The following is a 23,183-nucleotide window of genomic DNA, read 5'->3' as shown; positions in this document are numbered from 1 at the left end:
GCGGAAGTCGTGGGCGTAGACGAAGACGGTACGGCCCTCGACCGTCCCCCAGCCGGTGACCACCCCGTCGGTGTACGGCCTGCGGTCCTCCAGGCCGAAACCGGTGGCGCGGTGCCGCCGCAGCGGCTCCACCTCCTGGAACGACCCCTCGTCCAGCAGCAGTTCGATCCGCTCACGCGCGGTCAGCTTGCCCTTGGCGTGCTGAGCCTCGGTGGCCCGCTCGCTCGGGCCTCGCCGGACCTGCTCACGGATGGCGTGCAACTCCGCCACACGGCCACGGGCGTCACTCGCCGCGGGCGGCGTCTGGGACAGATCGGTCATGTTCAGACCCTACGAAACGACCGTGCTGTTCGCTGTCGTCGGATTCGTACAGTCTCAGCCCGCGTTTCATGGCCACGCTGGACAGAACCGTGCCCCTGACGCCGCTACACCAGGGAGGATCCCCAGTTTCCCCCGGTGTGGACTGTGGGGTTCCCACAGTCCACACCGGGGGAGGCGTTCAGACCTGGGTGGGCGTGTCGTGACGGCCGGTCAGCCCTGGGGCTCGACGCCGGCGCGCAGCAGACCGTAGGTGTAGGCGTCGACGAGGGCCTGCCAGGAGGCGGCGATGACGTTGTCGGCCACTCCGACGGTGGACCACTCGCCGCCGCCGTCGCCGGTGGACACCAGCACCCGTGTGGTGGACTCCGTGCCGTGGGTGCCCGCCAGGATGCGGACCTTGTAGTCCACCAGCTCCATCTGGGCGAGTTCGGGGTAGATCCGCTCCAGAGCCAGCCGCAGCGCCCGGTCCAGGGCGTTGACTGGGCCGTTCCCCTCGGCTGTGGAGACGATGCGCTCGCCCTTGGCCCACAGCTTCACGGTCGCCTCGTTGGCGTGGGACCCGTCGGGGCGGTTCTCCACGATGGCGCGCCAGGACTCGGTGGTGAAGAAGTTCCGGGGACGCCCCTCCGCCCCGTCCCGCAGCAGTTCCTCCCGCAGCAGCAGCTCGAAGGACGCGTCGGCGGCCTCGTAGCTGTAACCGCGCAGTTCGCGCTCCTTGACGCGCTCCACGATCCGGCCGACCAGCTCGCGGTCGCCGCCGAGGTCGATCCCCAGCTCCTGGCCCTTGAGCTCGATGGAGGCGCGGCCGGCCATGTCGGATACCAGCATCCGCAGGCGGTTGCCGACCAGCTCGGGGTCGATGTGCTGGTAGAGGTCGGGGTCCACCTTGATGGCGGAGGCGTGCAGTCCGGCCTTGTGGGCGAACGCCGAGACACCCACGTACGGCTGGTGGGTGGAGGGCGTGAGGTTGACGACCTCGGCGATGGCGTGGGAGATCCGCGTCATCTCGCGCAGCGCGCCCTCGGGCAGGACCTTCATGCCGTACTTGAGCTGGAGGGCGGCGACCACCGAGAAGAGGTTGGCGTTGCCCACGCGCTCGCCGTAGCCGTTGGCGGTGCACTGCACATGGGTGGCGCCGGCGTCCACGGCGGCCAGGGTGTTGGCGACGGCGCAGCCGCTGTCGTCCTGGGCGTGGATGCCCAGGCGCGCGCCGGTGTCGGCGCGCACCGTCCGCACCACGGCCTGGACCTGGGCGGGGAGCATGCCCCCGTTGGTGTCGCACAGCACGACCACGTCGGCGCCGGCCTCGTACGCGGTGCGCACGACCTGCTTGGCGTACTCGGGATCGGCCAGGTAGCCGTCGAAGAAGTGCTCGCAGTCGACGAAGACCCGCCGGCCCTGCTCCCGCAGGTGCTCCACCGTGTCGCGGACCATCGCCAGGTTCTCCTCCAGCGTGGTGCGCAGCGCCAGTTCGACGTGGCGGTCGTGTGCCTTGGCCACGATGGTGACCACCGGCGCCTGCGAGTCGACCAGCGCCCGCACCTGCGGATCGTCGGCCGCCGCGACGCCCGCCCTGCGGGTGGCGCCGAACGCGACGAGCTGTGCGTGGCGGAAGTCGATCTCCTCACGGGCGCGCCGGAAGAACTCGGTGTCCCGGGGGTTGGCACCGGGCCATCCGCCCTCGATGAAGCCGACACCGAAGTCGTCCAGGTGACGGGCGATGGTCAGCTTGTCGGCGACGGAGAGGTTGATGCCCTCCCGCTGTGCCCCGTCGCGGAGCGTGGTGTCGAAGACGTGGAACGCGTCGCCGGGGGACGCGTCCCCCGGCTGCCGGGAGGCCGCGGCGTCGGTCATGCTGGTCTGGCTCCTGTCGATGGATGTAGGTCCGGAATGCTTGGCCCTACTTGTCCCCATCATCCCTCACGCCCTCGTTCCGGCCGGGTGTCGCCGGAAAACGAAAAGACCCCTCGCGGGTGCGAGAGGTCTGCGCGCGGGTCTGGGACACGGTGTCCGCCACCGCACCGGGTGTGTGCGTAGGCGGTCACTGCGGACCGGCGCGCCTGCTGCCGATAATCATGGCGAGGTGAGGCACGGGCACAGTCTGGCACGGATCCGCTCCGCGGATCGGACGGTCTCACGATGTGGTCGGCCACGGTCGGCGGCGGGGTGGGCGGAGGGAGTCGGCGGGGGTGGGAGGGCCGGGACGCTCGCGGCCCTCCCACCCCCGCCGGGCCGGACTCTCAGGCCAGCTTGTGCATCCAGCCGTGCGTGTCCTGCGCGCGGCCGGTCTGGACCGCCAGCAGCGCCTCGCGCAGCTCCATCGTGATCTCACCCGGCTCGCCGTCGCCCACCGTCCAGTTCCCGGAGGCGGACTTCACCGCGCCGACCGGGGTGATGACGGCGGCGGTACCGCAGGCGAAGACCTCGGTGATCGAGCCGTCGGCGTTGCCCTCGCGCCAGTCGTCGACGGAGATGCGGGCCTCCTCGGTGCGGTAGCCCAGGTCGGAGGCGATCGTCAGCAGCGAGTCGCGGGTGATGCCCGGCAGCAGGGTGCCGGTCAGCTTGGGCGTGACGACGGTGGCTTCCCTGCCCGACCCCTTCACGAAGTACAGGTTCATGCCGCCCATCTCCTCGATCCAGCGGCGCTCGCCGGCGTCCAGCCAGACCACCTGGTCGCAGCCGTGCTCGGCGGCCTCGGCCTGGGCGACGAGGGAGGCCGCGTAGTTGCCGCCGGTCTTGGCCTCGCCCGTGCCGCCGGGGGCGGCGCGCACGTACTCCTGCGACAGCCAGACCGAGACGGGCCTGACGCCGCGCGGGAAGTAGGCGCCCGCGGGCGAGGCGATCACCACGAACAGGTACTCGTTCGCGGGCTTGACGCCGAGTCCGACCTCCGCGGCGAACATGAAGGGACGCAGGTACAGCGACTGCTCGCCCTTGCCGGGCACCCACGCCCTGTCCTGCTGCACCAGCAGGTCGCACGCCTCGACGAAGGTCTCCACCGGCAGCTCGGGCATCGCCAGCCGGCGCGCGGAGCGCTGGAAGCGCCGGGCGTTGGCGTCCGGGCGGAAGACGGCGACCGAGCCGTCGGGCTGGCGGTACGCCTTCAGCCCCTCGAAGATCGTCTGGGCGTAGTGCAGCGTCATGTTCGCCGGGTCCATCTGGAACGGGGCGTACGGCTGGAGCTGCGCGTCGTGCCAGCCCCGGCCCTCGGTCCACCGGATGGTGACCATGTGGTCGGTGAAGTGCCGGCCGAAGCCGGGGTCGGCGAGCACCGCCTCGCGCTCCGCGGCGGGCAACAGCTGCGCGGAGGGCTTGAGGTCGAATTCGATACGGGGCGTCGTCATGGTGAGCGCGTCCTTCACTGGGTGTCGTGGTGGACCGCGCTCCCGTCGCCCCGATCGGTACTAGGACGTCCGAGCTTCCCTGCGTACAGCGGCCCCATGTCCGATTATCGGGGGCAGCAGACCGCATGGGGTCACGGGTGGGCGGTCCTGGTGGTAGATGTTCGCACCCAACCGCCGAGTAGCCCAGCGGCCGAGCGCCTGCGGCCCGGCCGGACGGAGCGTACGGCCGGGCGTCAGCCGGCTACTCGCGCCGCGAGGGCGTCGCCGATCTCGTCGGTGGTGCGGGCGCGGGCGGCGGAGCGCTCCGCGAGGTCGGCCGAGACCGCGTCCTCGATGCGGGCCGCCTCGGGGTCGAGGCCCAGGTGCCGCAGCATCAGCGCGACGGACAGGATCGTCGCGGTGGGGTCGGCCTTGCCGGTGCCGGCGATGTCGGGCGCGGAGCCGTGGACCGGCTCGAACATCGACGGGAAGGCGCCGGTGGGGTTGATGTTCCCGGAGGCGGCCAGTCCGATGCCGCCGGTGACGGCGGCGGCGAGGTCGGTGAGGATGTCGCCGAAGAGGTTGTCGGTGACGATCACGTCGAAGCGCTCGGGCTGGGTGACGAAGAAGATCGTCGCGGCGTCCACGTGCAGGTAGTCGGTGGTGACCTCGGGGTACTCCTCGCCGACCCGGTCGAAGATGTTCTTCCACAGGTGGCCGGCGTGCACGAGGACGTTGTTCTTGTGGACCAGCGTGAGCTTCCTGCGCGGCCGGGCCTTCGCCCGCTCGTAGGCGTCCCGCACCACGCGCTCCACGCCGTATGCGGTGTTCACGCTGACCTCGGTGGCCACCTCGGCCGGGGTGCCGGTGCGCAGGGAGCCGCCGTTGCCGGTGTACGGGCCCTCGGTGCCCTCCCGGACGACGACGAAGTCGATGTCCGGGCGGCCCTCCAGCGGGGTCGCCGTGTTCGGGAAGAGCTTCGAGGGGCGCAGGTTGACGTAGTGGTCGAAGGCGAAGCGCAGCTTGAGCAGCAGCCCGCGCTCCAGCACCCCGGAGGGGACCGAGGGGTCGCCGATCGCGCCGAGCAGGATGGCGTCGTGCCCCTTGAGCCGCTCCAGCTCCGCGTCCGGCAGGGTCTCTCCGGTGGCGTGCCAGCGCTTCGCGCCGAGGTCGTACTCCCGTGTCTGCAGCTTCGCGTCCTGCGGAAGGACGGCGGACAGGACCTTCAGGCCCTGGGCCACGACTTCCCGGCCGATGCCGTCACCGGGGATCACTGCGAGGTCGATGCTGCGAGACATGGGAGGGACCATACCGCTCGTCCCAGGAGATGACACGCGCTGTCCGCGATGCGGACCGAGCACTCCGGCGCCGTACGAGCGCCGCCCGAGCGCCGCCGTACCGCCGTGCGAGCCGCGGCCGGGACCCTTCGGTTCCGGGCGCGGCCCGCACGGCGGCTCGTACGGCGTTACGGCCTGGGGCGTCCGGCCCGCGTCCGGGCGGGCGCGGGCCGGACGGGCGGCGGAGCCGGCCTCAGTGGCCGGTGGCGCCGCCGTTGTCCCGGCGGTCCAGCGCCCGCTGGAGAGCGGCGGCCGCGTTGCGGCGGTCGGCGTTGTCGTGGTGGTCGCGGGCGGTGTGGCGGGGGCGGCGGCGTGCGGTCGCGTCCATGGCGAACTCCCTGGGGGACGGAAGAACCGGAGGGTGGAAAGAGGAGGGATTCCCGAGCGCGCCGTAAGGGCGGGGGCGGCCGGTGCGGCAGGGGTCACCTGCGACGGGCACGGCGCCTCATCCGCCATTCGCTGATGGAGCGAGACGTTCGGCTCCTACCAAAGTAAGGGCTGAAAGCTGTAATGTCCCGCCGGTTAGTTGGCCTTCCTACTATCTGAGACGGGACCTTCTCCGACCTGCGGTTTCGTCACTGTGACGCCGCACACTTCACCCGTTCGGGCGAGGGTTGGGGTCTTGTGGGCGCGCACGGGCGGACGGGCTCTGGCGTCACCGACGTCGCACCCGTACCGCCGTACGCGCTGTACCGCGACGAAGAGCCCGCCCATACTTCAAGGAGGAGGTGCTACGCCATGACCGCTCTCACGCACGAGGCGCCCGAGGTCACCGAGGTCGACGAGACCGAGGAGGAGCCGGAGGCCCCGCCCCGTGCCGATCTGGACGAGGCTCTGTGGCAGGCGTGGAAAACCTTGGAACTCCCCGAGGGCTTTCACGCCGAGATCGTCGAGGGGTCCATCGAAGTGTCTCCCACCGGCCGCCACTGCCACGGTCAGATCGTCAACCGTCTCCGGGACGCACTTGTGTTCTTCCTGGCGGAAAGTGAGTACGCCGCCAGGAACGACATGAACGTCATCCACGAGCTGACGGCCTACGTCCCCGACCTGTTCGTCGCCCCCGAGGACGACGCCGAGCACGTCACCGAGGACGGGCTGGGGCTGAAGGCGTCCTGTGTGGAGATGGTCGTCGAGGTGGTCTCCCCCGGGCACCGCGCGATCGAGCGCGACCGCATCCACAAGCGCCGCGCGTACGCCCGCGCGGGGGTGCCGGTGTACGTCCTGATCGACGACCACGACGGCCACGGCACCGTCACCGTGCTGACCTCCCCCTCCCCCGGCGAGGCCGTCTACGCCGCCGAGACCCGCGTCCCGTACGGGACCGAGGTGGCGATCCCCGACGGCGCGGCGAAGGGCTTCGTGATCGGGGAGGCGATCACCGGCCCGCGCCGCAACGCCTGACACCGCCTGTCCCGCGCGGCGGCGCCCCCGTCCGGACGGATCCGGGCGGGGGCGCCGCTCATGGGCCGCTGAGGGAGGTCAGCCCATGTGGGGGTAGCGGTAGTCGGTCGGCGGGATCAGGTTCTCCTTGATGGAGCGGGTGGACGTCCAGCGCGTCAGGTTCTGCTTGGAGCCCGCCTTGTCGTTGGTGCCCGAGGCCCGGCCGCCGCCGAAGGGCTGCTGGCCGACGACGGCGCCGGTGGGCTTGTCGTTGATGTAGAAGTTGCCGGCGGCGAAGCGCAGCTTCTCGCAGGCGTGCGCGGCGGCGGCGCGGTCCTGGGCGATGACGCAGCCGGTCAGGCCGTAGGGGGCGACCGACTCCATCTGCTCCAGCACCGTCTCGTACTCCGCGTCCTCGTAGACGTGGACGGCCAGGATCGGGCCGAAGTACTCCTGCCGGAAGACCTCGCCGGCCGGGTCGGTGCAGGTGATGACGGTCGGGCGGACGAAGTAGCCGACGCTGTCGTCGCAGCTTCCGCCGGCGACGATCTCGCAGGCCGGGTCGGACTCCGCGCGCTCGATGGCGGCCTTGTTCTTGGCGAAGGCGCGCTCGTCGATGACGGCGCCCATGAAGTTCGACAGGTCGGTGACGTCGCCCATGGTCAGGCCCTCGACCTCGGCCGTGAACTCCTCCTTGAAACCGCCCTCCCAGATGGAGCGCGGCACGTAGGCGCGCGAGGCGGCCGAGCACTTCTGGCCCTGGTACTCGAAGGCGCCGCGGGTCAGCGCGGTCCTGAGCACCGCCGGATCGGCCGACGGGTGGGCGACGACGAAGTCCTTGCCGCCGGTCTCGCCGACCAGGCGCGGGTAGGTCTTGTAGTTCTCGATGTTGTTGCCGACCGTCTTCCACAGGTATTGGAAGGTCTTCGTCGAGCCGGTGAAGTGGATGCCGGCCAGGTCGGGGTGGGCCAGCGCCACCTCCGAGACCTCCTTGCCGTCACCGGTCAGCAGGTTGATGACGCCGTCCGGCAGCCCCGCTTCCTCCAGCAGGCGCATCAGCAGCACGGCGGCGTGCGTCTGGGTCGGGGACGGCTTCCAGATCACCGTGTTGCCCATCAGGGCCGGTGCGGTGGGGAGGTTGCCCGCGATGGCGGTGAAGTTGAAGGGCGTGATCGCGTAGACGAAGCCCTCCAGCGGACGGTGGTCCATCCGGTTCCACACGCCCGGGGAGTTGGCGACCGGCTGCTCGGCCAGGATCTGGCGTGCGTAGTGGACGTTGAAGCGCCAGAAGTCGATCAGCTCGCAGGGGGTGTCGATCTCCGCCTGCTGCGCCGTCTTGGACTGGCCGAGCATGGTGGAGGCGGCCATCGTCTCGCGCCAGGGACCGGCCAGCAGTTCGGCGGCCCGCAGGAAGACCGCGGCACGGTCGTCGAAGGAGAGCGAGCGCCACATCGGGGCGGCGGCCAGCGCCGCGTCGATGGCCTCCTGCGCGTCCTGCCGGGTGGCGTGGGCGGCGGTGCCCAGCACCGCCTTGTGGTTGTGGGGCTGTACGACGTCGAAGCGCTCACCGCCGCCGAGCCGCCGCTTCCCGCCGATCGTCATCGTCAGGTCGATCGGGTTCTCGGCCAGCTCCCTGAGCCTGGTCTCGAGACGGGCGCGCTCCGGGGTGCCGGGTGCGTAGGTGTGCACCGGCTCGTTCACCGGCGTGGGGACCTGGGTCACAGCGTCCATGAGCCGTGCCTCCTTCGAGGGTTCGGGTCTGTCGTCGTGCGTCGGGGCCTTGCGCGGTCGCGCCCCGCTCAGCCTCTGGTGGCCAGCGAGCGCAGGAAGAACGCCAGGTTCGCGGGGCGCTCGGCCAGGCGCCGCATGAAGTACCCGTACCAGTCGGTGCCGTACGGGACGTACACGCGCATCCGGTGGCCGGCGCCGGCCAGCCGCTCCTGCTCGGCGGTGCGGATGCCGTACAGCATCTGGAACTCGTACTCGTCCGGCTTGCGGCCGGCGCGGCGGGCCAGTTCCTGGGCGATGGCCACCATCCGCGGGTCGTGGGAGCCGATCATCGGGTAGCCCTCGCCCGCCATCAGGATCCGCAGGCAGCGGACGTACGCCCGGTCCACCTCGTGCTTGTCCTGGAGGGCGACGGACGCGGGCTCCTTGTAGGCGCCCTTGACCAGCCGGACCCGGGAGCCCTCGCCGGCCAGGGCGCGGCAGTCGTCCTCGGTGCGGTACAGGTACGACTGGAGCACCGCGCCCGTGGCGGGGAAGCGCTCGCGCAGCTTCGCCAGGATGGCCAGCGTGGAGTCGACCGTGGTGTGGTCCTCCATGTCCAGGGTGACGGTCGTGCCCGCCTCGGCGGCGGCCTCCGCGACCCGCAGGACGCCCTCGTAGGCGATGTCGTCGCCGTCCGGCAGGGACTGCCCGAAGGCGGAGAGCTTCACCGACATCTCGGCCCGCACCCCGAGACCGGCCTCCCGCAGCGCCTCGGCCAGGGCCAGGTAGGCGTCGCGGGCGCGCAGGGCCTCGGTGCGGTCGGTGACGTCCTCGCCCAGGTGGTCGAGGGTGACCTCCAGGCCCCGGCCGGTCAGGGAGCGGACGGTCTCCATGGCCTGGTCGAGGCGCTCTCCGGCGATGAAGCGGTCCACCACGGGACGGGTGACCGGTGCGGCCGACACGACGCGGCGGATGTTGTCGCTGCGCGCGGCCGCGAGGAGCACGGGACCCAGCACGGGGCACCTCCACGGGCGGTTCTCTGACGGTGTTCGAGCGGCTGGTGAGCCACCGTCGAAACTAAGGATCGCTCCGCTTTCCCGCCATCGACAGCTGTCACGCTTCCGTGGCCCGGATCTCATACACCTGTATGACAATGGCGGTGTCCGCGGGTGTGCCGCGGGCGGTGTGCGAAAGGCGGCGCGAAACGGTGCGCGAGGACTACCAGGTGCTGATCGACGAGGTGACCGCTCTCCTCGGCACCCCCGCGACACTGGAGAACCGCGACTTCGGGCTGATCGCCTTCGGGGCCCACGAGGGGGAGGGTGACGAGGAGGACGGCGCCCTCCTGATGGACCCGGTGCGCACCCGCTCGATCCTCCAGCGCCGCTCCACCGCCCGGGTGCGGGCGTGGTTCGAGAGCTTCGGCATCACCCGGGCGGTGGAGCCCGTACGGATTCCGCCGGACCCGTCGGCCGGTGTGCTGCGGGGCCGGATCTGCGTGCCGGTGCGGCACGGCGGTGTGGTGCTGGGCTACATCTGGCTGCTGGACGACGGTGCGCTGGAGCTGTCCGACCCCCGGCTGGCGGACGTGCAGGCCGTCGCGCGCCGCATCGGTGCGCTGCTGGCCGACGAGTCCCGGGCGGGCGCGCGCCGGGGCGAACTGCTGTGCGCCCTGCTCACCGCGGCACCGGGGCACCGGGCGGCCGCGGAACTCGCGGAGGCGGAACTGGCCGGGGAGCTGGGGCCGGTGGCGGCGGGGCCGCTGGCGGTGGTGGCCGTGGTGCCGTGGGAGGGCGAGGCGGAGACGGAGGGCCGGTCGGCGGCGCCCGGGATCCCCGGCGCGGTCGCGATGTGCGCGGTGCCGAGGGCGGAGGGCCTGGCCGTGCTGGTGCGGCTGCGCACCCCCGGCGGTACGGATCCGGCCCGCACCGCCGCCGAACGGCTGCTGCGCTCGCCGCGCGCCGGGGCGGTGGCGGGGATCGGCGAGCCCTGCACGGGCCTGGGAGGAGTGCCCCGCGCCTGGCGGCAGGCGCTGGCCGCGGCGCGGGCGGCGCGGGCGGAGAGCAGGTTCGGGCCGGTGGCGCGGTGGGACCGGATCGGGCCGTACCGGCTGCTGGCCCTGCTCGCCCGCCCGTCCGGCTCGCCGTCGGCGGCCGGCGCGCCGGACCCGTCGGTGCGGGCGCTGCTGGAGCCCGCCCACCGGGAGATGGCCCGTACCGCCGAGGCGTTCCTGGACTGCGCGGGCCAGGCGGGCCGCACCGCGGCGCTGCTGGGCGTCCACCGGCAGACGCTGTACTACCGGCTGTCGCGGGTGGAGCAGCTCACCGGTCTCGACCTGGACGACGGCGAGGACCGGCTGCTGCTGCACATGGCGCTGAAGACGGCGCGGCTGCTCCGGGGCTGACGGGCCGCCGCCGCGGTGGCGCCGGCTGCGGTGTGGCGGAACGGCTCGGCCCCGGCGCGGAGGTTCGCGCCGGGGCCGTGGCGGCCTGCGGATCCCACCCCCGGAAGTTCACCCGGGAGAGGGACCTGTGATCAGTCCTCCAGGTTGACGTTGCGGGCCGAGGTGGCGCCGATCTCCTGGGAGATCTCACCCATCACCGGAGCCGGGATGGGGCCGTCCACGGTGAGGGCGACCAGTGCCTCACCGCCCTCCTCGGCGCGGGAGACCTGCATGCCGGCGATGTTGATGCCGGCCTCGCCCAGGATGCGGCCGAGGGTGCCCACCACACCGGGACGGTCGGCGTACCGCAGGAAGGCCATGTGCTCGGCCAGCGCCAGGTCGACGTCGTACTCGCCGACGGCGACGATCTTCTGGACGTGCTTGGGACCGGAGAGGGTGCCCGAGACCGAGACCTCCTGGCCGTCGGCCAGGGTGCCGCGCACGGTCACCACGTTGCGGTGCTCCGGGGACTCCGAGCTGGTGGTCAGCCGGACCTCCACCCCGCGCTCCTGCGCGAACAGCGGCGCGTTGACGTAGCTGACCGTCTCGTCGACGACGTCCTCGAAGACGCCCTTGAGCGCGGAGAGTTCGAGCACCTTGACGTCGTGCTGGGTGATCTCGCCGTAGACCTCGACATCGAGCCGGACGGCGACCTCGCCCGCCAGCGCGGTGAAGATCCGCCCCAGCCGCTCGGCCAGCGGCAGCCCGGGCCGGACGTCCTCGGCGATCACGCCGCCCTGGACGTTGACCGCGTCCGGGACCAGCTCGCCGGCCAGCGCCAGCCGCACCGAGCGGGCGACCGCGATGCCCGCCTTCTCCTGGGCCTCACCGGTGGAGGCGCCCAGGTGCGGGGTGCACACGACGTTGTCGAAGGCGAACAGCGGGGAGTCGGTGCACGGCTCGGTGGCGTACACGTCCAGGCCCGCGCCCGCGACCCGGCCCTCCTTCAGGGCCGACAGCAGCGCCGCCTCGTCCACGATGCCGCCGCGCGCGGCGTTGACGATCCGCACGCTCGGCTTGACCTTGTGGAGCGCCTCGTCGCCGATCAGCCCCAGCGTCTCGGGGGTCTTGGGCAGGTGGACGGTGATGAAGTCGGCGGTCTCCAGCAGCTCGTCCAGGGAGAGCAGCTTGACTCCCATCTGCGCGGCCCGGGCGGGCTGCACATAGGGGTCGTAGGCGACGACCCTCATGCCGAAGGCGGACATCCGCTGGGCGACCAGGACGCCGATGCGGCCGAGGCCGACGACACCGAGGGTCTTCTCCGACAGCTCCACGCCGGTGTACTTGCTGCGCTTCCACTCGCCGTTCTTCAGGGCGGTGTTGGCCTGCGGGATGTTGCGGGCGGTGGCGATGAGCAGGCCGCAGGCCAGCTCGGCCGCGGTGACGATGTTGGAGGTTGGCGCGTTGACGACCATCACGCCGGCCTTGGTGGCGGCGGAGACGTCGACGTTGTCCAGGCCGACTCCCGCGCGGGCGACGACCTTCAGCCGCCGGGCCGCGGCGATGGCCTCGGCGTCGACCTTGGTGGCGCTGCGCACCAGGATCGCGTCGACGTCGGCGATGGCGGTCAGGAGCTCGGCCCGGTCGGCTCCGTTGCAGTGCCGGATCTCGAAGTCCGGGCCGAGGGCGTCGACCGTGGCCGGGGAGAGTTCTTCGGCGATGAGTACTACGGGTTTGCTCACTTCGGTCCTCAGTCCTCACTGGTCCGTGCCGGCGGCCGCGTCCCGACGGCCGAGGGCGGTGGAGGTGGGCAGCCGCGTGGAGACGCACGACGCTGTGAGCCTGTGACGCGCTTGTGTGTGCAGTGTATCGGCGGAGGGGCGGCCCCGGTGGCCGATCACCGGGGCCGCCCCGCCCCGTCGCGGGCCGCGGCGTCCACCTGCGGGCGGGTCGGGCGGCGCCGGGCCGTCAGGCCGGCCCGGCGGTCCGCTCAGTTCTCGTCGTCGACCCAGCTCATGAGCTTGCGCAGCTCACGGCCGGTGGTCTCCAGCAGGTGGTCGCCGTCGGCCTTCTTGTACTCGTTGTACTTGGGCAGGCCGGCGTTGTACTCGGCCATCCAGTTCCTGGCGAAGGTGCCGTCCTGGATCTCGGCCAGGACCTTCTTCATCTCGGCCTTGGTGTTCTCGTTGATGATCCGCGGGCCGGTGACGTAGTCGCCCCACTCGGCGGTCTCGGAGACCGACCAGCGCATCTTCTCCAGGCCGCCCTCGTACATCAGGTCCACGATCAGCTTCAGCTCGTGGAGGCACTCGAAGTACGCGATCTCGGGCTGGTAGCCGGCTTCGACCAGGGTCTCGAAGCCCGCCTTGACCAGGGCCGAGGCGCCGCCGCACAGCACGGCCTGCTCGCCGAACAGGTCGGTCTCGGTCTCCTCGGTGAAGGTGGTCTTGATGACGCCGGCGCGGGTGCCGCCGATGCCCTTGGCGTAGGACAGGGCCAGCTGGAAGGCGTCGCCGGTGGCGTCCTGCTCGACGGCCGCGATGCAGGGGACGCCGCGGCCCTCCTCGAACTGGCGGCGGACCAGGTGACCCGGTCCCTTGGGCGCGACCATGCAGACGTCCACGCCGGCCGGGGGCTTGATGAAGCCGAAGCGGATGTTGAAGCCGTGGCCGAAGAAGAGGGCGTCGCCGTCCTTGAGGTTCGGGGCGATGGACTCCTCGTAGACCTTGGCCTGGATCGGGTCCGGCACCAGGACCATGATCACGTCGGCCTCGGCGGCGGCCTCCGCCGGGGTGACCACGCGCAGCCCCTGCTCCTCGGCCTTGGCCCGGGACTTGGAGCCCTCCGGGAGACCGACGCGGACGTCGACGCCCGAGTCGCGCAGGGACAGGGCGTGGGCGTGGCCCTGGCTGCCGTAACCGAGGACCGCGACCTTGCGGCCCTGGATGATGGACAGGTCGGCGTCGTCGTCGTAGAACAGCTCGGCCACTTGGGATATCTCCTTGTTGTTCTTGCCGCACCGGCGGTCTCGCCGTACGGGTCGGGGGTGCGGGGCCCGTCCCCGGAACCGCCGCCTGAGCCACCGTATGCCGGTGCGGGCGGGGACGGGCTGGGGTCTCGCTATGCGGTCCGGTCGAGCGCGCGCAGCGAACGGTCGGTGATCGACCTCGCTCCGCGGCCGATCGCGATCGTGCCGGACTGGACCAGTTCCTTGATGCCGAACTGCTCCAGCATCTTGAGCATGGCCTCCAGCTTGTCGCTGCTGCCGGTCGCCTCGATGGTGACGGCCTCCGGGGAGACGTCGACGGTCTTGGCGCGGAAGAGCTGGACGATCTCGACGATCTGCGAGCGCGTCTCGTTGTCGGCGCGGACCTTCACCAGGACGAGTTCGCGCTGGACGGCGGAACCCGGCTCCAGTTCGACGATCTTCAGCACGCTGACGAGCTTGTTGAGCTGCTTGGTCACCTGCTCCAGCGGGAGGTCCTCGACGTTCACCACGATGGTGATGCGGGAGATGTCGGGGTGCTCGGTGACGCCGACGGCGAGCGAGTCGATGTTGAAACCGCGACGGGAGAACAGGGCGGCGATCCGGGCGAGGATGCCGGGGGTGTTCTCCACCAGGACGGAGAGCGTGTGCTTGGACATCGGGCTGGGTGCTCCGTTCCTCTGAGGACTCAGTCGTCGCTGTCGCCGAAGTCGGGGCGGACGCCGCGCGCCGCCATGACCTCGTCGTTGGAGGTGCCGGCCGCGACCATCGGCCAGACCATGGCGTCCTCGTGGACGATGAAGTCCACGACCACGGGGCGGTCGTTGATGGAGTTGGCCTTCTCGATCACCGCGTCGAGCTGCGCGGGGTCCTCGCAGCGGATGCCGACGCAGCCCATGGCCTCCGCCAGCTTCACGAAGTCCGGGACGCGGGTGCCCCTGTTCTCGGGGCTGACGGCGTCCGGGCCGCTGTGCAGCACGGTGTTGGAGTAGCGCTGGTTGTAGAAGAGGGTCTGCCACTGGCGGACCATTCCCAGGGCGCCGTTGTTGATGATGGCGACCTTGATCGGGATGCCGTTGAGCGCGGCGGTCACCAGCTCCTGGTTGGTCATCTGGAAGCAGCCGTCGCCGTCGATCGCCCAGACGGTGCGGTCCGGGACACCGGCCTTCGCGCCCAGCGCCGCCGGGACGGCGTAGCCCATGGTGCCCAGGCCGCCGGAGTTGAGCCAGGTGGCGGGCTTCTCGTACTTGATGAAGTGGGCGGCCCACATCTGATGCTGGCCCACGCCGGCGGCGAAGACCGTGCCCTCGGGGGCCAGTGCGCCGATGCGCTCGATGACCTGCTGCGGGGCCAGGGAGCCGTCCTCGGGGTGGTCGTAGCCCAGCGGGTACGTCTCGCGCCAGCGGTTCAGCTGCTGCCACCACTCGGTGTGGTCGCCGGTGTTGCCCGCCTCCTGCTCGGCGCGCACGGCCACGATCAGGTCGGCGATGACCTCGCGGGCGTCACCGACGATCGGGACGTCGGCGGCGCGGTTCTTGCCGATCTCGGCCGGGTCGATGTCGGCGTGCACGATCTTCGCGTACGGCGCGAAGGAGTCCAGTCTGCCCGTGACGCGGTCGTCGAAGCGGGCACCGAGGGCGACGATCAGGTCGGCCTTCTGCAGGGCGGTGACGGCCGCGACGGTGCCGTGCATGCCGGGCATGCCCAGGTGCTGCGGATGGCTGTCGGGGAAGGCGCCCAGCGCCATCAGGGTGGTGGTCACGGGGGCGCCGGTCAGCTCGGCCAGCACCTTCAGCTCGGTGGTGGCCCCGGCCTTCAGGACGCCGCCGCCCACGTACAGCACCGGGCGGGCGGCCTCGGTGATCAGCCGGGCGGCCTCGCGGATCTGCTTGGCGTGCGGCTTGGTCACCGGGCGGTAGCCGGGCAGGTCCGTGGCGGGGGGCCAGGAGAAGGTCGTCCGCGCCTGGAGGGCGTCCTTGGCGATGTCCACCAGGACCGGGCCCGGCCGGCCGGTGGAGGCGATGTGGAACGCCTCGGCGATCACCCGCGGGATGTCCGCCGGGTCGGTGACCAGGTAGTTGTGCTTGGTGACCGGCATGGTGATGCCGCAGATGTCGGCTTCCTGGAAGGCGTCGGTGCCGATCGCCTTGGAGGCCACCTGGCCGGTGATCGCGACCAGCGGGACGGAGTCCATGTGCGCGTCGGCGATCGGGGTGACCAGGTTGGTGGCGCCGGGGCCGGAGGTGGCCATGCAGACGCCGACCTTGCCGGTGGCCTGGGCGTAGCCGGTGGCGGCGTGGCCCGCGCCCTGCTCGTGGCGGACCAGGACGTGGCGCACCCGGGAGGAGTCCATCATCGGGTCGTAGGCGGGCAGGATGGCGCCCCCCGGAATGCCGAATACCGTGTCGGCGCCGACTTCCTCGAGAGAACGGATGAGGGACTGGGCTCCCGTGACGTGCTCGACGGTGGCGGGCTGCGGCTGCGCTCCGCCGGTACGGGCCCGCGGCTGCGGGCGGGGGGCCCCGGTGGCCTGCTCGGTCATCACTTGTCTCTTCTCGGAGAGTTGAGGGTTTGACGCTCGTTGTAGGTGGCTGTGGGTGGGTCGCGCTCGAGTGCCGCTGGCACCGGTGCAACAAAAAACCCCTCGTGCCGTCAGGCAAGCGAGGGGAGCGCGTCGATGTCGTCCACAGGGCGGGCGTGCCCTGTGTCAGTCGACGCGCTTTCCAAGTACGAGAATTCGGGTGCGCATGGCACTGACCTTCCTCCCGCGGTGCCTGAGGTGTCAAGTGGGTGGGACGGACGTCTCACTATTTGAGCGCAATGGGGGATGCGCCACCGGGCCGTGCACGGCCGGTCCGCTCCTGCGCGCGGGCAGCGAACCGGCGACCACCACCGAGCGGCCGACCCCCGAGAGATGCTGCTCCTCGCCGGCGACGGGGTAGCTCCCGCGGGCCAGTGCGCGCCTGAGCCGGTGCTCGTCCAGGGGTTTGGAGAAGGCGGCCCCCTGGGCGTGGGTGCAGCCCAGGGCGCGCAGCGCCGCGGCCTGCTCGGGCAGGTCCACGCCGTCGGCGACGGAGAGCATCCCGAGGTCGTCGGCGATCCGCAGCAGCCCGGTGGTGATTTTCCGCACCCGGGGGGAGTCCAGCACGCCGTCGACCAGGGCGCGGTCCAGCCTGAGCGTGTCGGCGGGGAGCCTGCGGAGCGCGGCGAGGCCGGAGTGGGCGCCGCCGAAGCCGTCCAGGGTGATGCCGACCCCGATCCGCCGCAGCGCGGTGACCCACAGCTCCAGTTCGTCCAGGGAGACGCGGGGGTCGGTGTCGGCCAGTTCGACGACGAGGGCGTCGGGCGGCAGTCCGTGCCGGGACAGCAGCGCCTCGACGGTGGCCGGGGTCGTGGAGCGGTCGGTGAGGCGGCGCGCGTCCAGCCGTACGGACACCGGTACGCAGTAGCCCGCGTGGTGCCGTTCGGCGGCCTGCTCGACGGCCCTGCGCAGCAGCCAGCGGCCCGCGTCCGCGCCGCCGTCACCGCGGGAGTCAGCGGCGGGGACGTGCGGGGGCTGCGGGCCGTACTGCCCCGGCGGCGCGGGCTGGGCCTGGGGGGCGGGCTGGGGCCCGCCCGGCGGGAACAGCACGCCCCGGGCGGAGCGCCTGCGGGCCTGGGCCGCGACCGAGGTGATCTTTCCGCTGGAGAGTTCGACCACGGGCTGGTGGAGCAGCGCGAACTCGCTCTCGGCCAGCACTCCGCGCAGCCGGTCGGTGGTCAGCTCCGCCCGGCGGACGGCCTCGGCCTGCGGCTGCGAGGCGTACAGCTCGACCCGGTTCTTGCCCGCCTGCTTGGCGCGGTACATCGCCAGGTCGGCGTGGCGCATCAGCACGGCCGGGGTCACTCCGGGCTCGGCGAAGGCCACTCCGATGGAGGCGGCGACCCGCGCCTCGCCGCCCTCGACCCGGTAGGGCCGGGAGAGGGTGGTGCGCAGCCGCTCGGCGATCTCCAGGACGCGGTACTCGCGCTCTGCCCGGTCGCACTTCCCGTCGCCGACGATGAGCGCGGCGAACTCGTCGCCGCCGAGCCGGGCCGCGGTGTCCCCCGCGCGTACGGCCTCCCGCAGCCGGCGGGCCGCCTGGACCAGCAGTTCGTCCCCCGCCTGGTGTCCGATGGTGTCGTTGACGGCCTTGAAGCCGTCGAGGTCGATGTAGAGCACCGCCGTGTGGCCCGCCCCGGCGTCGCCCCGGCGCCGGCCGCCGAGCGCCCGGCGGACGCGCTCGGTGAACAGCGAGCGGTTGGGCAGGTCGGTCAGCGGGTCGTGGGAGGCGTTGTGCTGGAGCTGCGCCTGGAGCCGCACCCGTTCGGTCACGTCGCGGCTGTTGAAGATCAGGCCGCCCTGGTAGCGGTTGACCGTGGACTCCACGTTGAGCCAGCGGCCCGAGGCGTGCCGGATGCGGCACTCGATGCGGGTGGAGGGCTCCTCCCGGGGCGGGGTGGCCAGGAAGCGGCGCAACTCGTGCAGGACCCGGCCGAGGTCCTCGGGGTGGATGAGGGAGGCCAGTTCGGAGCCGACCAGCTTGTCCGGCTCCCGGCCGTAGACGCCGGCGGCGGCCGGGGAGACGTAGCGCAGCATCCCGGCCGGCGAGGCGATCATGATGACGTCGCTGGACCCCTGCACCAGTGACCTGAAGTGGTTCTCCTTCTGGGCCAGTTCCTGGGTGAGGCGGATGTTCTCCATCAGCATGATGCCCTGCCGGAGCACCAGGGCCAGGACGACGGTGCAGCCGGTGAGCAGCACCACCGGGTCGATGGCCCCGCCGCCGCGGACGTTGTAGAGGATCCCCAGGGTGCAGACGGCGGCCGCCAGGTACGGCGCGAGAGCGGCCAGCGATCCGGCCACCGCTCCGTTCACCGGCGCGGGCGGGCGGGCGGCCGGGCGCAGGGGCGCGTGCCGGCTGCCGCTCCCCTCCCGGGCGCCGACCCAGGGGGCGTACGCGAGCAGCAGCGAGCCGGCGAACCAGCCCGCGTCGAGGATCTGGCCGGAGGAGTAGTTCTCCCGCAGCAGGGGCGAGGTGAACAGGGCGTCGCAGAGCACGGTGAGGGCGAGGGCCCCGATGACGGTGTTGACCGCGGACCGGTGGGCGGACGAGCGGCGGAAGTGGAGTGCGAGGACCATGCTGATCAGCACGATGTCCATCAGGGGGTAGGCCAGCGAGAGGGCCACCAGGGAGAGGGACTCGCCCCGCCAGTACGAGGGGTGGTCCAGCGCCAGGCTCCAGGAGAGGGTGAGCAGCGAGCCGCCGACCAGCCAGGTGTCCAGGACCAGGCGCGTCCAGCCCGCCCGGGTGACCGGCCGTTTGGCGAGGACCAGCAGTCCGACGATGGCCGGGGGCGCGAACAGCAGGAAGCAGAAGTCCGCCGCCGAGGGGCTGGGCACGGGCACGCCCAGCACGACCTCGTACCAGCCCCAGATCCCGTTGCCGAGCCCGGCCATGGCCGAGGAGATCCCGAACAGCGTCCAGGCGGGCCGGAACGGCGTGTCCGGGTGGGTGCGGGCGTAGTGCACACACGATCCCGCGGCCGTGAAGGCCGCGGCGCTCAGCCCGAAGTCGCCCATGAACAGCGCCACCGCCGGCGATCCCCAGCCCAGCGCCGCGCCCACCGCGTACGCCCCGCACACGGCGGCCAGCACCAGTCGCGGGAACGCCCGCCGCTCCCCGGCGCCCGCCCCGCCGTGCGGGCGGGCCGTGCGGGGCAGCCGCGGGAAGCGCGGCTGTTCCGCCCCCCGGGCGCTCATCGCGCCGCCTCCGGGTGCGGCAGGTCCTCTCCCGGCCCGGGCCCCGCGGGCCGGGGCCGTGTCCAACACCGTTCGTGTGTCCGGTGGTTCGTCCGGTGGCCGTGCATGTCGCCCGTCCCCCCTCACTGGTCTGGTACACCCCCGGATCGGACGATACACCAGGTCAGTCACTCAGGGACATAGCTCTTCTACACAGCATGACGGATGAACGAATTGCCTATACAATCCGCAGCCACCCGTATCCGGAGCGTGCGGGCGATGGCGTGGGCGGTCCTCCGCGCCTACACCACCCGACTCACGCCCCCGTTCCCTTCCCGGGCCCTCCGCCGCCCGGCCGGTCAGTCGGCCGGGCGGCGGAAGGCCCCGGACGGCCCGTCACCCGGCCGCGGCGACGACGTTCTCCGGTTCCTCCCCGGCCGCGAAACGCCGCAACTGGGCACGGAGCAGCCGCTTGGCGCGCGGCATGAACGCGGACGTCGGGCCCCCCACGTGCGGCGTGATCAGGGTGCCGGGCGCCTTCCACAACGGGTGGTCGCCGGGCAGCGGCTCGGGGTCGGTGACGTCGAGCGCCGCCCTCAGCCGCCCGGACTCCAGCTCCGCCAGCAGCGCGCCGGTGTCCACGACGGCGCCGCGTGCGACGTTCACCAGCAGCGCTCCGTCCTTCATACGGGACAGGAAGTCCGCGTCGACCAGACGGCGGGTGGCGTCGGTGAGCGGGGTGGTCAGGAAGACCACGTCGGCCCCGGGCAGCAGCCGTGGCAGGTCGGCGAGGGTGTGCACCGGACCGCGCGGAGCGGTGCGGGCGGTACGGGCCACCCGGTGGACCGCCTCCGGTTCGAAGGGCACCAGGCGGTCCTCGACGGCGGCCCCGATGGAGCCGTAGCCGACGATCAGCGCCGTCCGGTCGGCGAGGGAGGGCCTGAAGGCCTGCCTCCACCGGCCGGCGTCCTGGGCGCGGACGAAGGAGGGGATGCCGCGCAGCGAGGCGAGGGCGAGGGCGAGCGCCAGTTCGGCGGTGCTCGCGTCGTGGACGCCTCGGGCGTTGCACAGCAGCGTGCCCCGGGGCAGTTGCGGTACGGCGGACTCCACGTGGTCGATGCCGGCGGTGAGCGTCTGCACCACCCGCACGTTCGGCATGTGCGCCAGCGGGCGTACGGCGACGGCCGGACCCTTCAGATAGGGAACGGCGTAGAAGACGCAGTCCGCGGGGTCCGCCGGGAACTCCTCCTCCCCGTCCCAGTGGACGTAGCGGAACGACTCGGGCAGTCCGTCCATCTCGGCGGGCGGAATGGGCAGCCAGACATCTGCGGAAGCCATGGCCAGAGGCTATCCGGAGGCTGTGCGGAGACGCCGGGAGACACCCGTTAGGTTGGGAGCGCCCTACGGGGGCGACCCCGCGGGGGCGAGGAGGGAGCACGTCCAGGTGGAGCGCAGGACAATCGGTGCGGGGGCACTGGAGGTGGGTGCCATCGGGCTCGGCTGCATGCCGATGAGCTGGGCCTACACCGCGTCCGAGCGGGACGGCGAGTCCTCGCTGCGCACGGTGCACGCGGCCCTGGACAGCGGGGTGACGCTGCTGGACACCGCCGACATGTACGGGCCGTTCACCAACGAGCTGCTGCTGGGCCGGGTGCTGCGGCGGCGCCGCGCGGACGTGTTCGTCTCCACCAAGTGCGGCCTCCTCGTCGGCGAGCAGCACATCGTCGCCAACGGGCGCCCCGGCTACGTGAAGCGCGCCTGCGACGCCTCGCTGCGCCGGCTGCAGACCGATGTGATCGACCTCTACCAGCTCCACCGCGCCGATCCCGAGGTGCCGGTGGAGGAGACCTGGGGCGCGATGGCCGAACTGGTCGCGGCCGGCAAGGTGCGCTCGCTGGGGCTGTGCGCGGTGGGCGCACAGGAGCGGCGCCGCGGCTCGGACGCGCCCGCGTACGCCGGAACGATCCGGCAGCTGGAGCGGATCCAGCAGGTCTTCCCGGTCGGCTGTGTGGAGGCCGAGCTGTCGGTGTGGTCCCCCGAGGCCCTGGTCTCGCTGCTGCCGTGGTGCGAGGCGCGCGGGATCGGCCTCCTGGCGGCGATGCCGCTGGGCAGCGGCTTCCTGACCGGCACCCTCACTCCGGGCGGCGGCTTCGAGCGCGACGACGTACGCGCCCGGCATCCGCGGTTCACGGCCGAGATGATGGCCGCCAACCAGCCGATCGTCGCCGGGCTGCGGCGCGTCGCCGCCCGGCACGGCGACGCCACCCCGGCGCAGGTGGCCCTGGCCTGGCTGCTGGCCCAGGGGCGGCACGTGGTACCGGTGCCGGGCGCCAAGAAGGAGCGCTGGGCGGTGGAGAACGCGGCGGCGGCGCGTCTGGAGCTGACCGCGCGGGACCTGGCGGAGATAGCGGCGCTGCCCCCCGCGCAGGGGTCGTGGGACTGAGACGGGCACACCCGGCGCCTTTCCGTCGTACGGTCGGGTGTACGGGCCGGCAGCGCACACCGCGCACGACCGGACCGCGCACCGCCGGCCGAGAGCTGCCCGTAGTCGAAAGGCGCACCGATGCTGCGAAGCCGTCCCCTGCCCGTACGTCCGCACCCGCGACCGCCGCTGCGCAAGGCCGCCGCCGCCCTCGCCGGGCTCGCCCTGCTCGCGGCGGGCTGCTCGGACGGCGGATCCGGTGACGCTGCCCCGGACCGCACCGGCGCCACCTCCTCCCCCTCCCCCGGCGAGTCCCGCTCCCCCGGCTCCTCCGCAGCGCCCGCCGAGGGTTCGGTCGAGGTCACCGGCACCGTGGCGGAGAACCTGGACTCCCCCTGGGGGCTCGCTCCGCTGCCCGACGGCGGCCTGCTGGTCTCCTCCCGGGACGAGGGCACGATCTCGCTGATCGACCCGGAGGACGGGAAGGCCACCGAGCTGGGCTCGGTGCCCGGGGTCGAGCCGGGCGGCGAGGGCGGCCTGCTGGGCATCGCCGTGTCACCCGACTTCGCCGAGGACCGCTACGTCTACGCGTACTTCACCAGCGCCTCCGACAACCGGGTCGTGCGCATGCTCTACGACGCCGGCAAGGAGGAGGGCAACCGGCTCGGCGCGCCCAGCACGGTCCTGCGCGGCATCCCCAAGGGGATGGTCCACAACGGCGGCCGGATCGCCTTCGGCCCGGACCGGATGCTCTACGTGGGCACCGGCGACTCCGGCGACCGGAGCCTCGCCCAGGACAGGGAGTCCCTCGGCGGCAAGATCCTGCGCATGACGCCGGAGGGCGAACCTCCCGGCCGCGGCAACCCCGAGGCGGACTCGGTCGTCTACTCCTGGGGCCACCGCAACGTCCAGGGGCTGGCCTGGGACGCGGAAGGGCGGCTGTGGGCGGCGGAGTTCGGCCAGAACACCTGGGACGAGCTCAACCTGATCCGGCCCGGCGGCAACTACGGCTGGCCCGAGGTGGAGGGCGAGGCCGGCGAGGAGGGCTTCGTCGACCCCGTGGCGCAGTGGAGGCCCGCCGACGCCTCCCCCAGCGGCATCGCCGTCGCCGAGGGATCGGTGTGGATGGCGTCGCTGCGGGGGGAGCGGCTGTGGCGCGTTCCCTTGGATGGCGCGAAAAAGGTGGCGGAGCCACAGGCCTTCCTGGAAGGTGAGTACGGGCGGTTGCGGACGGTCGTCTCCGACGGCGGCGACGGGCTGTGGCTGGTGACCAGTGAGACCGACTCGCGCGGTACGCCCGCCGAGGACGACGACCGCATCCTGAAGCTGGAGGTCAGTTGATGTTCAACCTGATCGAGGAGCTGTTCAGCCCCGGGCGCCGCCACGCCGACGACGAGCGCAGGCGGCTGGAGAACACCCGGGTGGAGGAGGGCAGCCACGATCCGGGGCGCGGCCCGATCGACCTCTCCTCCGGGCACGTCCTGATCAGGACCCGCGGTTCCGCACCGAAGTCGGCCTGACCCGGACACCGGCCCCGGACACGCCGGACGGCCCGGCCCC

18 protein-coding genes are annotated in these 23,183 nt (G+C 72.3%); 5 read left to right on the top strand and 13 right to left on the bottom strand.

All coding sequences use genetic code 11. From position 1 onward, the window contains the following. The 5 genes from BMY40_RS26490 to BMY40_RS29025 form a co-directional block, all read right to left on the bottom strand. Positions 1-321 (bottom strand): carboxyl transferase domain-containing protein (locus BMY40_RS26490; RefSeq protein ID WP_281250803.1); only part of this gene is annotated, 321 nt, incomplete at its 3' end. Positions 322-531: 210 nt separating this feature from the next. Beyond that, positions 532-2,175 (bottom strand): citramalate synthase, encoded by a 1,644-nt coding sequence (gene cimA / locus BMY40_RS26485; RefSeq protein ID WP_093663308.1) that lies wholly within the window; start codon positions 2,173-2,175, stop codon positions 532-534. A gap of 386 nt (positions 2,176-2,561) precedes the next feature. Then, positions 2,562-3,665: a branched-chain amino acid aminotransferase gene (locus BMY40_RS26480; protein ID WP_093663314.1), complete on the bottom strand. Its 1,104-nt coding sequence runs from the start codon at positions 3,663-3,665 to the stop codon at positions 2,562-2,564. Between the two features lie 233 nt (positions 3,666-3,898). After that, positions 3,899-4,942, bottom strand: a complete 1,044-nt coding sequence (locus BMY40_RS26475) for a 3-isopropylmalate dehydrogenase (RefSeq protein ID WP_093663307.1) — start codon at positions 4,940-4,942, stop codon at positions 3,899-3,901. 232 nt (positions 4,943-5,174) lie between these two features. Then, positions 5,175-5,309: a hypothetical protein gene (locus tag BMY40_RS29025; RefSeq protein WP_093663306.1), complete on the bottom strand. Its 135-nt coding sequence runs from the start codon at positions 5,307-5,309 to the stop codon at positions 5,175-5,177. Positions 5,310-5,719: 410 nt separating this feature from the next. Between BMY40_RS29025 and BMY40_RS26465 the strand changes: the two genes are divergently transcribed. Beyond that, entirely contained in the window at positions 5,720-6,382 is a 663-nt protein-coding gene (locus BMY40_RS26465) for a Uma2 family endonuclease (RefSeq protein ID WP_093663305.1), read from the top strand. Positions 6,383-6,460: 78 nt separating this feature from the next. Here the strand turns inward: BMY40_RS26465 and pruA are convergent, their stop codons facing one another. Together pruA and BMY40_RS26455 are read right to left on the bottom strand one after the other, a co-directional pair. Next, the gene (gene pruA, locus BMY40_RS26460) at positions 6,461-8,092 is read right to left on the bottom strand and encodes an L-glutamate gamma-semialdehyde dehydrogenase (protein WP_093663304.1); all 1,632 of its coding nucleotides are present in this window, start codon (positions 8,090-8,092) and stop codon (positions 6,461-6,463) included. 68 nt (positions 8,093-8,160) lie between these two features. Further along, positions 8,161-9,087 (bottom strand): proline dehydrogenase family protein, encoded by a 927-nt coding sequence (locus BMY40_RS26455; protein WP_093663303.1) that lies wholly within the window; start codon positions 9,085-9,087, stop codon positions 8,161-8,163. A gap of 191 nt (positions 9,088-9,278) precedes the next feature. Here BMY40_RS26455 and BMY40_RS26450 point away from each other — a divergent pair, with 191 nt between their 5' ends. Further along, positions 9,279-10,475 (top strand): PucR family transcriptional regulator, encoded by a 1,197-nt coding sequence (locus BMY40_RS26450; protein ID WP_093663313.1) that lies wholly within the window; start codon positions 9,279-9,281, stop codon positions 10,473-10,475. Positions 10,476-10,606: 131 nt separating this feature from the next. Here the strand turns inward: BMY40_RS26450 and serA are convergent, their stop codons facing one another. The 6 genes from serA to BMY40_RS26420 all read right to left on the bottom strand — a co-directional run bounded on the left by serA (position 10,607) and on the right by BMY40_RS26420 (position 20,539). Further along, entirely contained in the window at positions 10,607-12,196 is a 1,590-nt protein-coding gene (gene serA / locus BMY40_RS26445) for a phosphoglycerate dehydrogenase (protein ID WP_093663302.1), read from the bottom strand. A gap of 248 nt (positions 12,197-12,444) precedes the next feature. Beyond that, on the bottom strand, positions 12,445-13,443 hold the full coding sequence (gene ilvC / locus BMY40_RS26440) for a ketol-acid reductoisomerase (protein WP_093663301.1): 999 nt from the start codon (positions 13,441-13,443) through the stop codon (positions 12,445-12,447). A 131-nt stretch (positions 13,444-13,574) separates the two neighbouring features. Continuing rightward, positions 13,575-14,099 (bottom strand): acetolactate synthase small subunit, encoded by a 525-nt coding sequence (ilvN, locus tag BMY40_RS26435; protein WP_093663300.1) that lies wholly within the window; start codon positions 14,097-14,099, stop codon positions 13,575-13,577. A 29-nt stretch (positions 14,100-14,128) separates the two neighbouring features. Then, the gene (locus BMY40_RS26430; protein ID WP_093663312.1) at positions 14,129-15,982 is read right to left on the bottom strand and encodes an acetolactate synthase large subunit; all 1,854 of its coding nucleotides are present in this window, start codon (positions 15,980-15,982) and stop codon (positions 14,129-14,131) included. Positions 15,983-16,222: 240 nt separating this feature from the next. Continuing rightward, the gene (locus BMY40_RS26425; RefSeq protein ID WP_093663299.1) at positions 16,223-19,222 is read right to left on the bottom strand and encodes a putative bifunctional diguanylate cyclase/phosphodiesterase; all 3,000 of its coding nucleotides are present in this window, start codon (positions 19,220-19,222) and stop codon (positions 16,223-16,225) included. Positions 19,223-19,597: 375 nt separating this feature from the next. Beyond that, on the bottom strand, positions 19,598-20,539 hold the full coding sequence (locus BMY40_RS26420) for a 2-hydroxyacid dehydrogenase (protein WP_093663298.1): 942 nt from the start codon (positions 20,537-20,539) through the stop codon (positions 19,598-19,600). Positions 20,540-20,645: 106 nt separating this feature from the next. On the opposite strand from BMY40_RS26420, the gene BMY40_RS26415 reads away from it, so the two are divergent. The 3 genes from BMY40_RS26415 (at position 20,646) to BMY40_RS26405 (ending at position 23,143) form a co-directional block, all read left to right on the top strand. Then, positions 20,646-21,644 carry an aldo/keto reductase gene (locus BMY40_RS26415; RefSeq protein ID WP_093663297.1) on the top strand — a complete coding sequence of 333 codons (999 nt, stop codon included), beginning with the start codon at positions 20,646-20,648 and terminating at the stop codon, positions 21,642-21,644. A 120-nt stretch (positions 21,645-21,764) separates the two neighbouring features. Then, the gene (locus BMY40_RS26410; RefSeq protein ID WP_093663296.1) at positions 21,765-22,964 is read left to right on the top strand and encodes a PQQ-dependent sugar dehydrogenase; all 1,200 of its coding nucleotides are present in this window, start codon (positions 21,765-21,767) and stop codon (positions 22,962-22,964) included. Then, positions 22,964-23,143, top strand: coding sequence for a DUF6191 domain-containing protein (locus tag BMY40_RS26405; RefSeq protein ID WP_093663295.1), 180 nt, complete (start codon positions 22,964-22,966; stop codon positions 23,141-23,143). Before BMY40_RS26410 ends, BMY40_RS26405 begins: the two co-directional genes overlap by 1 nt. Positions 23,144-23,183: the final 40 nt, after the last annotated feature.

The sequence above is a fragment of the Streptomyces radiopugnans genome, from assembly GCF_900110735.1.
GTDB classification, from domain to species: Bacteria; Actinomycetota; Actinomycetes; order Streptomycetales; family Streptomycetaceae; genus Streptomyces; species Streptomyces radiopugnans.
Note: the sequence above shows the minus strand (reverse complement) of the source record. Positions and strands in the feature narration are given on the sequence as shown.

Bases quoted from the DNA above. Each gene is read 5' to 3' on its own strand.
- cimA (WP_093663308.1), bottom strand. From the start codon at position 2,175: ATGACCGACGCCGCGGCCTCCCGGCAGCCGGGGGACGCGTCCCCCGGC.
- BMY40_RS26480 (WP_093663314.1), bottom strand. From the start codon at position 3,665: ATGACGACGCCCCGTATCGAATTCGACCTCAAGCCCTCCGCGCAGCTG.
- BMY40_RS26475 (WP_093663307.1), bottom strand. From the start codon at position 4,942: ATGTCTCGCAGCATCGACCTCGCAGTGATCCCCGGTGACGGCATCGGC.
- BMY40_RS29025 (WP_093663306.1), bottom strand. From the start codon at position 5,309: ATGGACGCGACCGCACGCCGCCGCCCCCGCCACACCGCCCGCGACCAC.
- BMY40_RS26465 (WP_093663305.1), top strand. From the start codon at position 5,720: ATGACCGCTCTCACGCACGAGGCGCCCGAGGTCACCGAGGTCGACGAG.
- pruA (WP_093663304.1), bottom strand. From the start codon at position 8,092: ATGGACGCTGTGACCCAGGTCCCCACGCCGGTGAACGAGCCGGTGCAC.
- ilvN (WP_093663300.1), bottom strand. From the start codon at position 14,099: ATGTCCAAGCACACGCTCTCCGTCCTGGTGGAGAACACCCCCGGCATC.
- BMY40_RS26430 (WP_093663312.1), bottom strand. From the start codon at position 15,982: ATGACCGAGCAGGCCACCGGGGCCCCCCGCCCGCAGCCGCGGGCCCGT.
- BMY40_RS26425 (WP_093663299.1), bottom strand. From the start codon at position 19,222: ATGAGCGCCCGGGGGGCGGAACAGCCGCGCTTCCCGCGGCTGCCCCGC.
- BMY40_RS26420 (WP_093663298.1), bottom strand. From the start codon at position 20,539: ATGGCTTCCGCAGATGTCTGGCTGCCCATTCCGCCCGCCGAGATGGAC.
- BMY40_RS26410 (WP_093663296.1), top strand. From the start codon at position 21,765: ATGCTGCGAAGCCGTCCCCTGCCCGTACGTCCGCACCCGCGACCGCCG.
- BMY40_RS26405 (WP_093663295.1), top strand. From the start codon at position 22,964: ATGTTCAACCTGATCGAGGAGCTGTTCAGCCCCGGGCGCCGCCACGCC.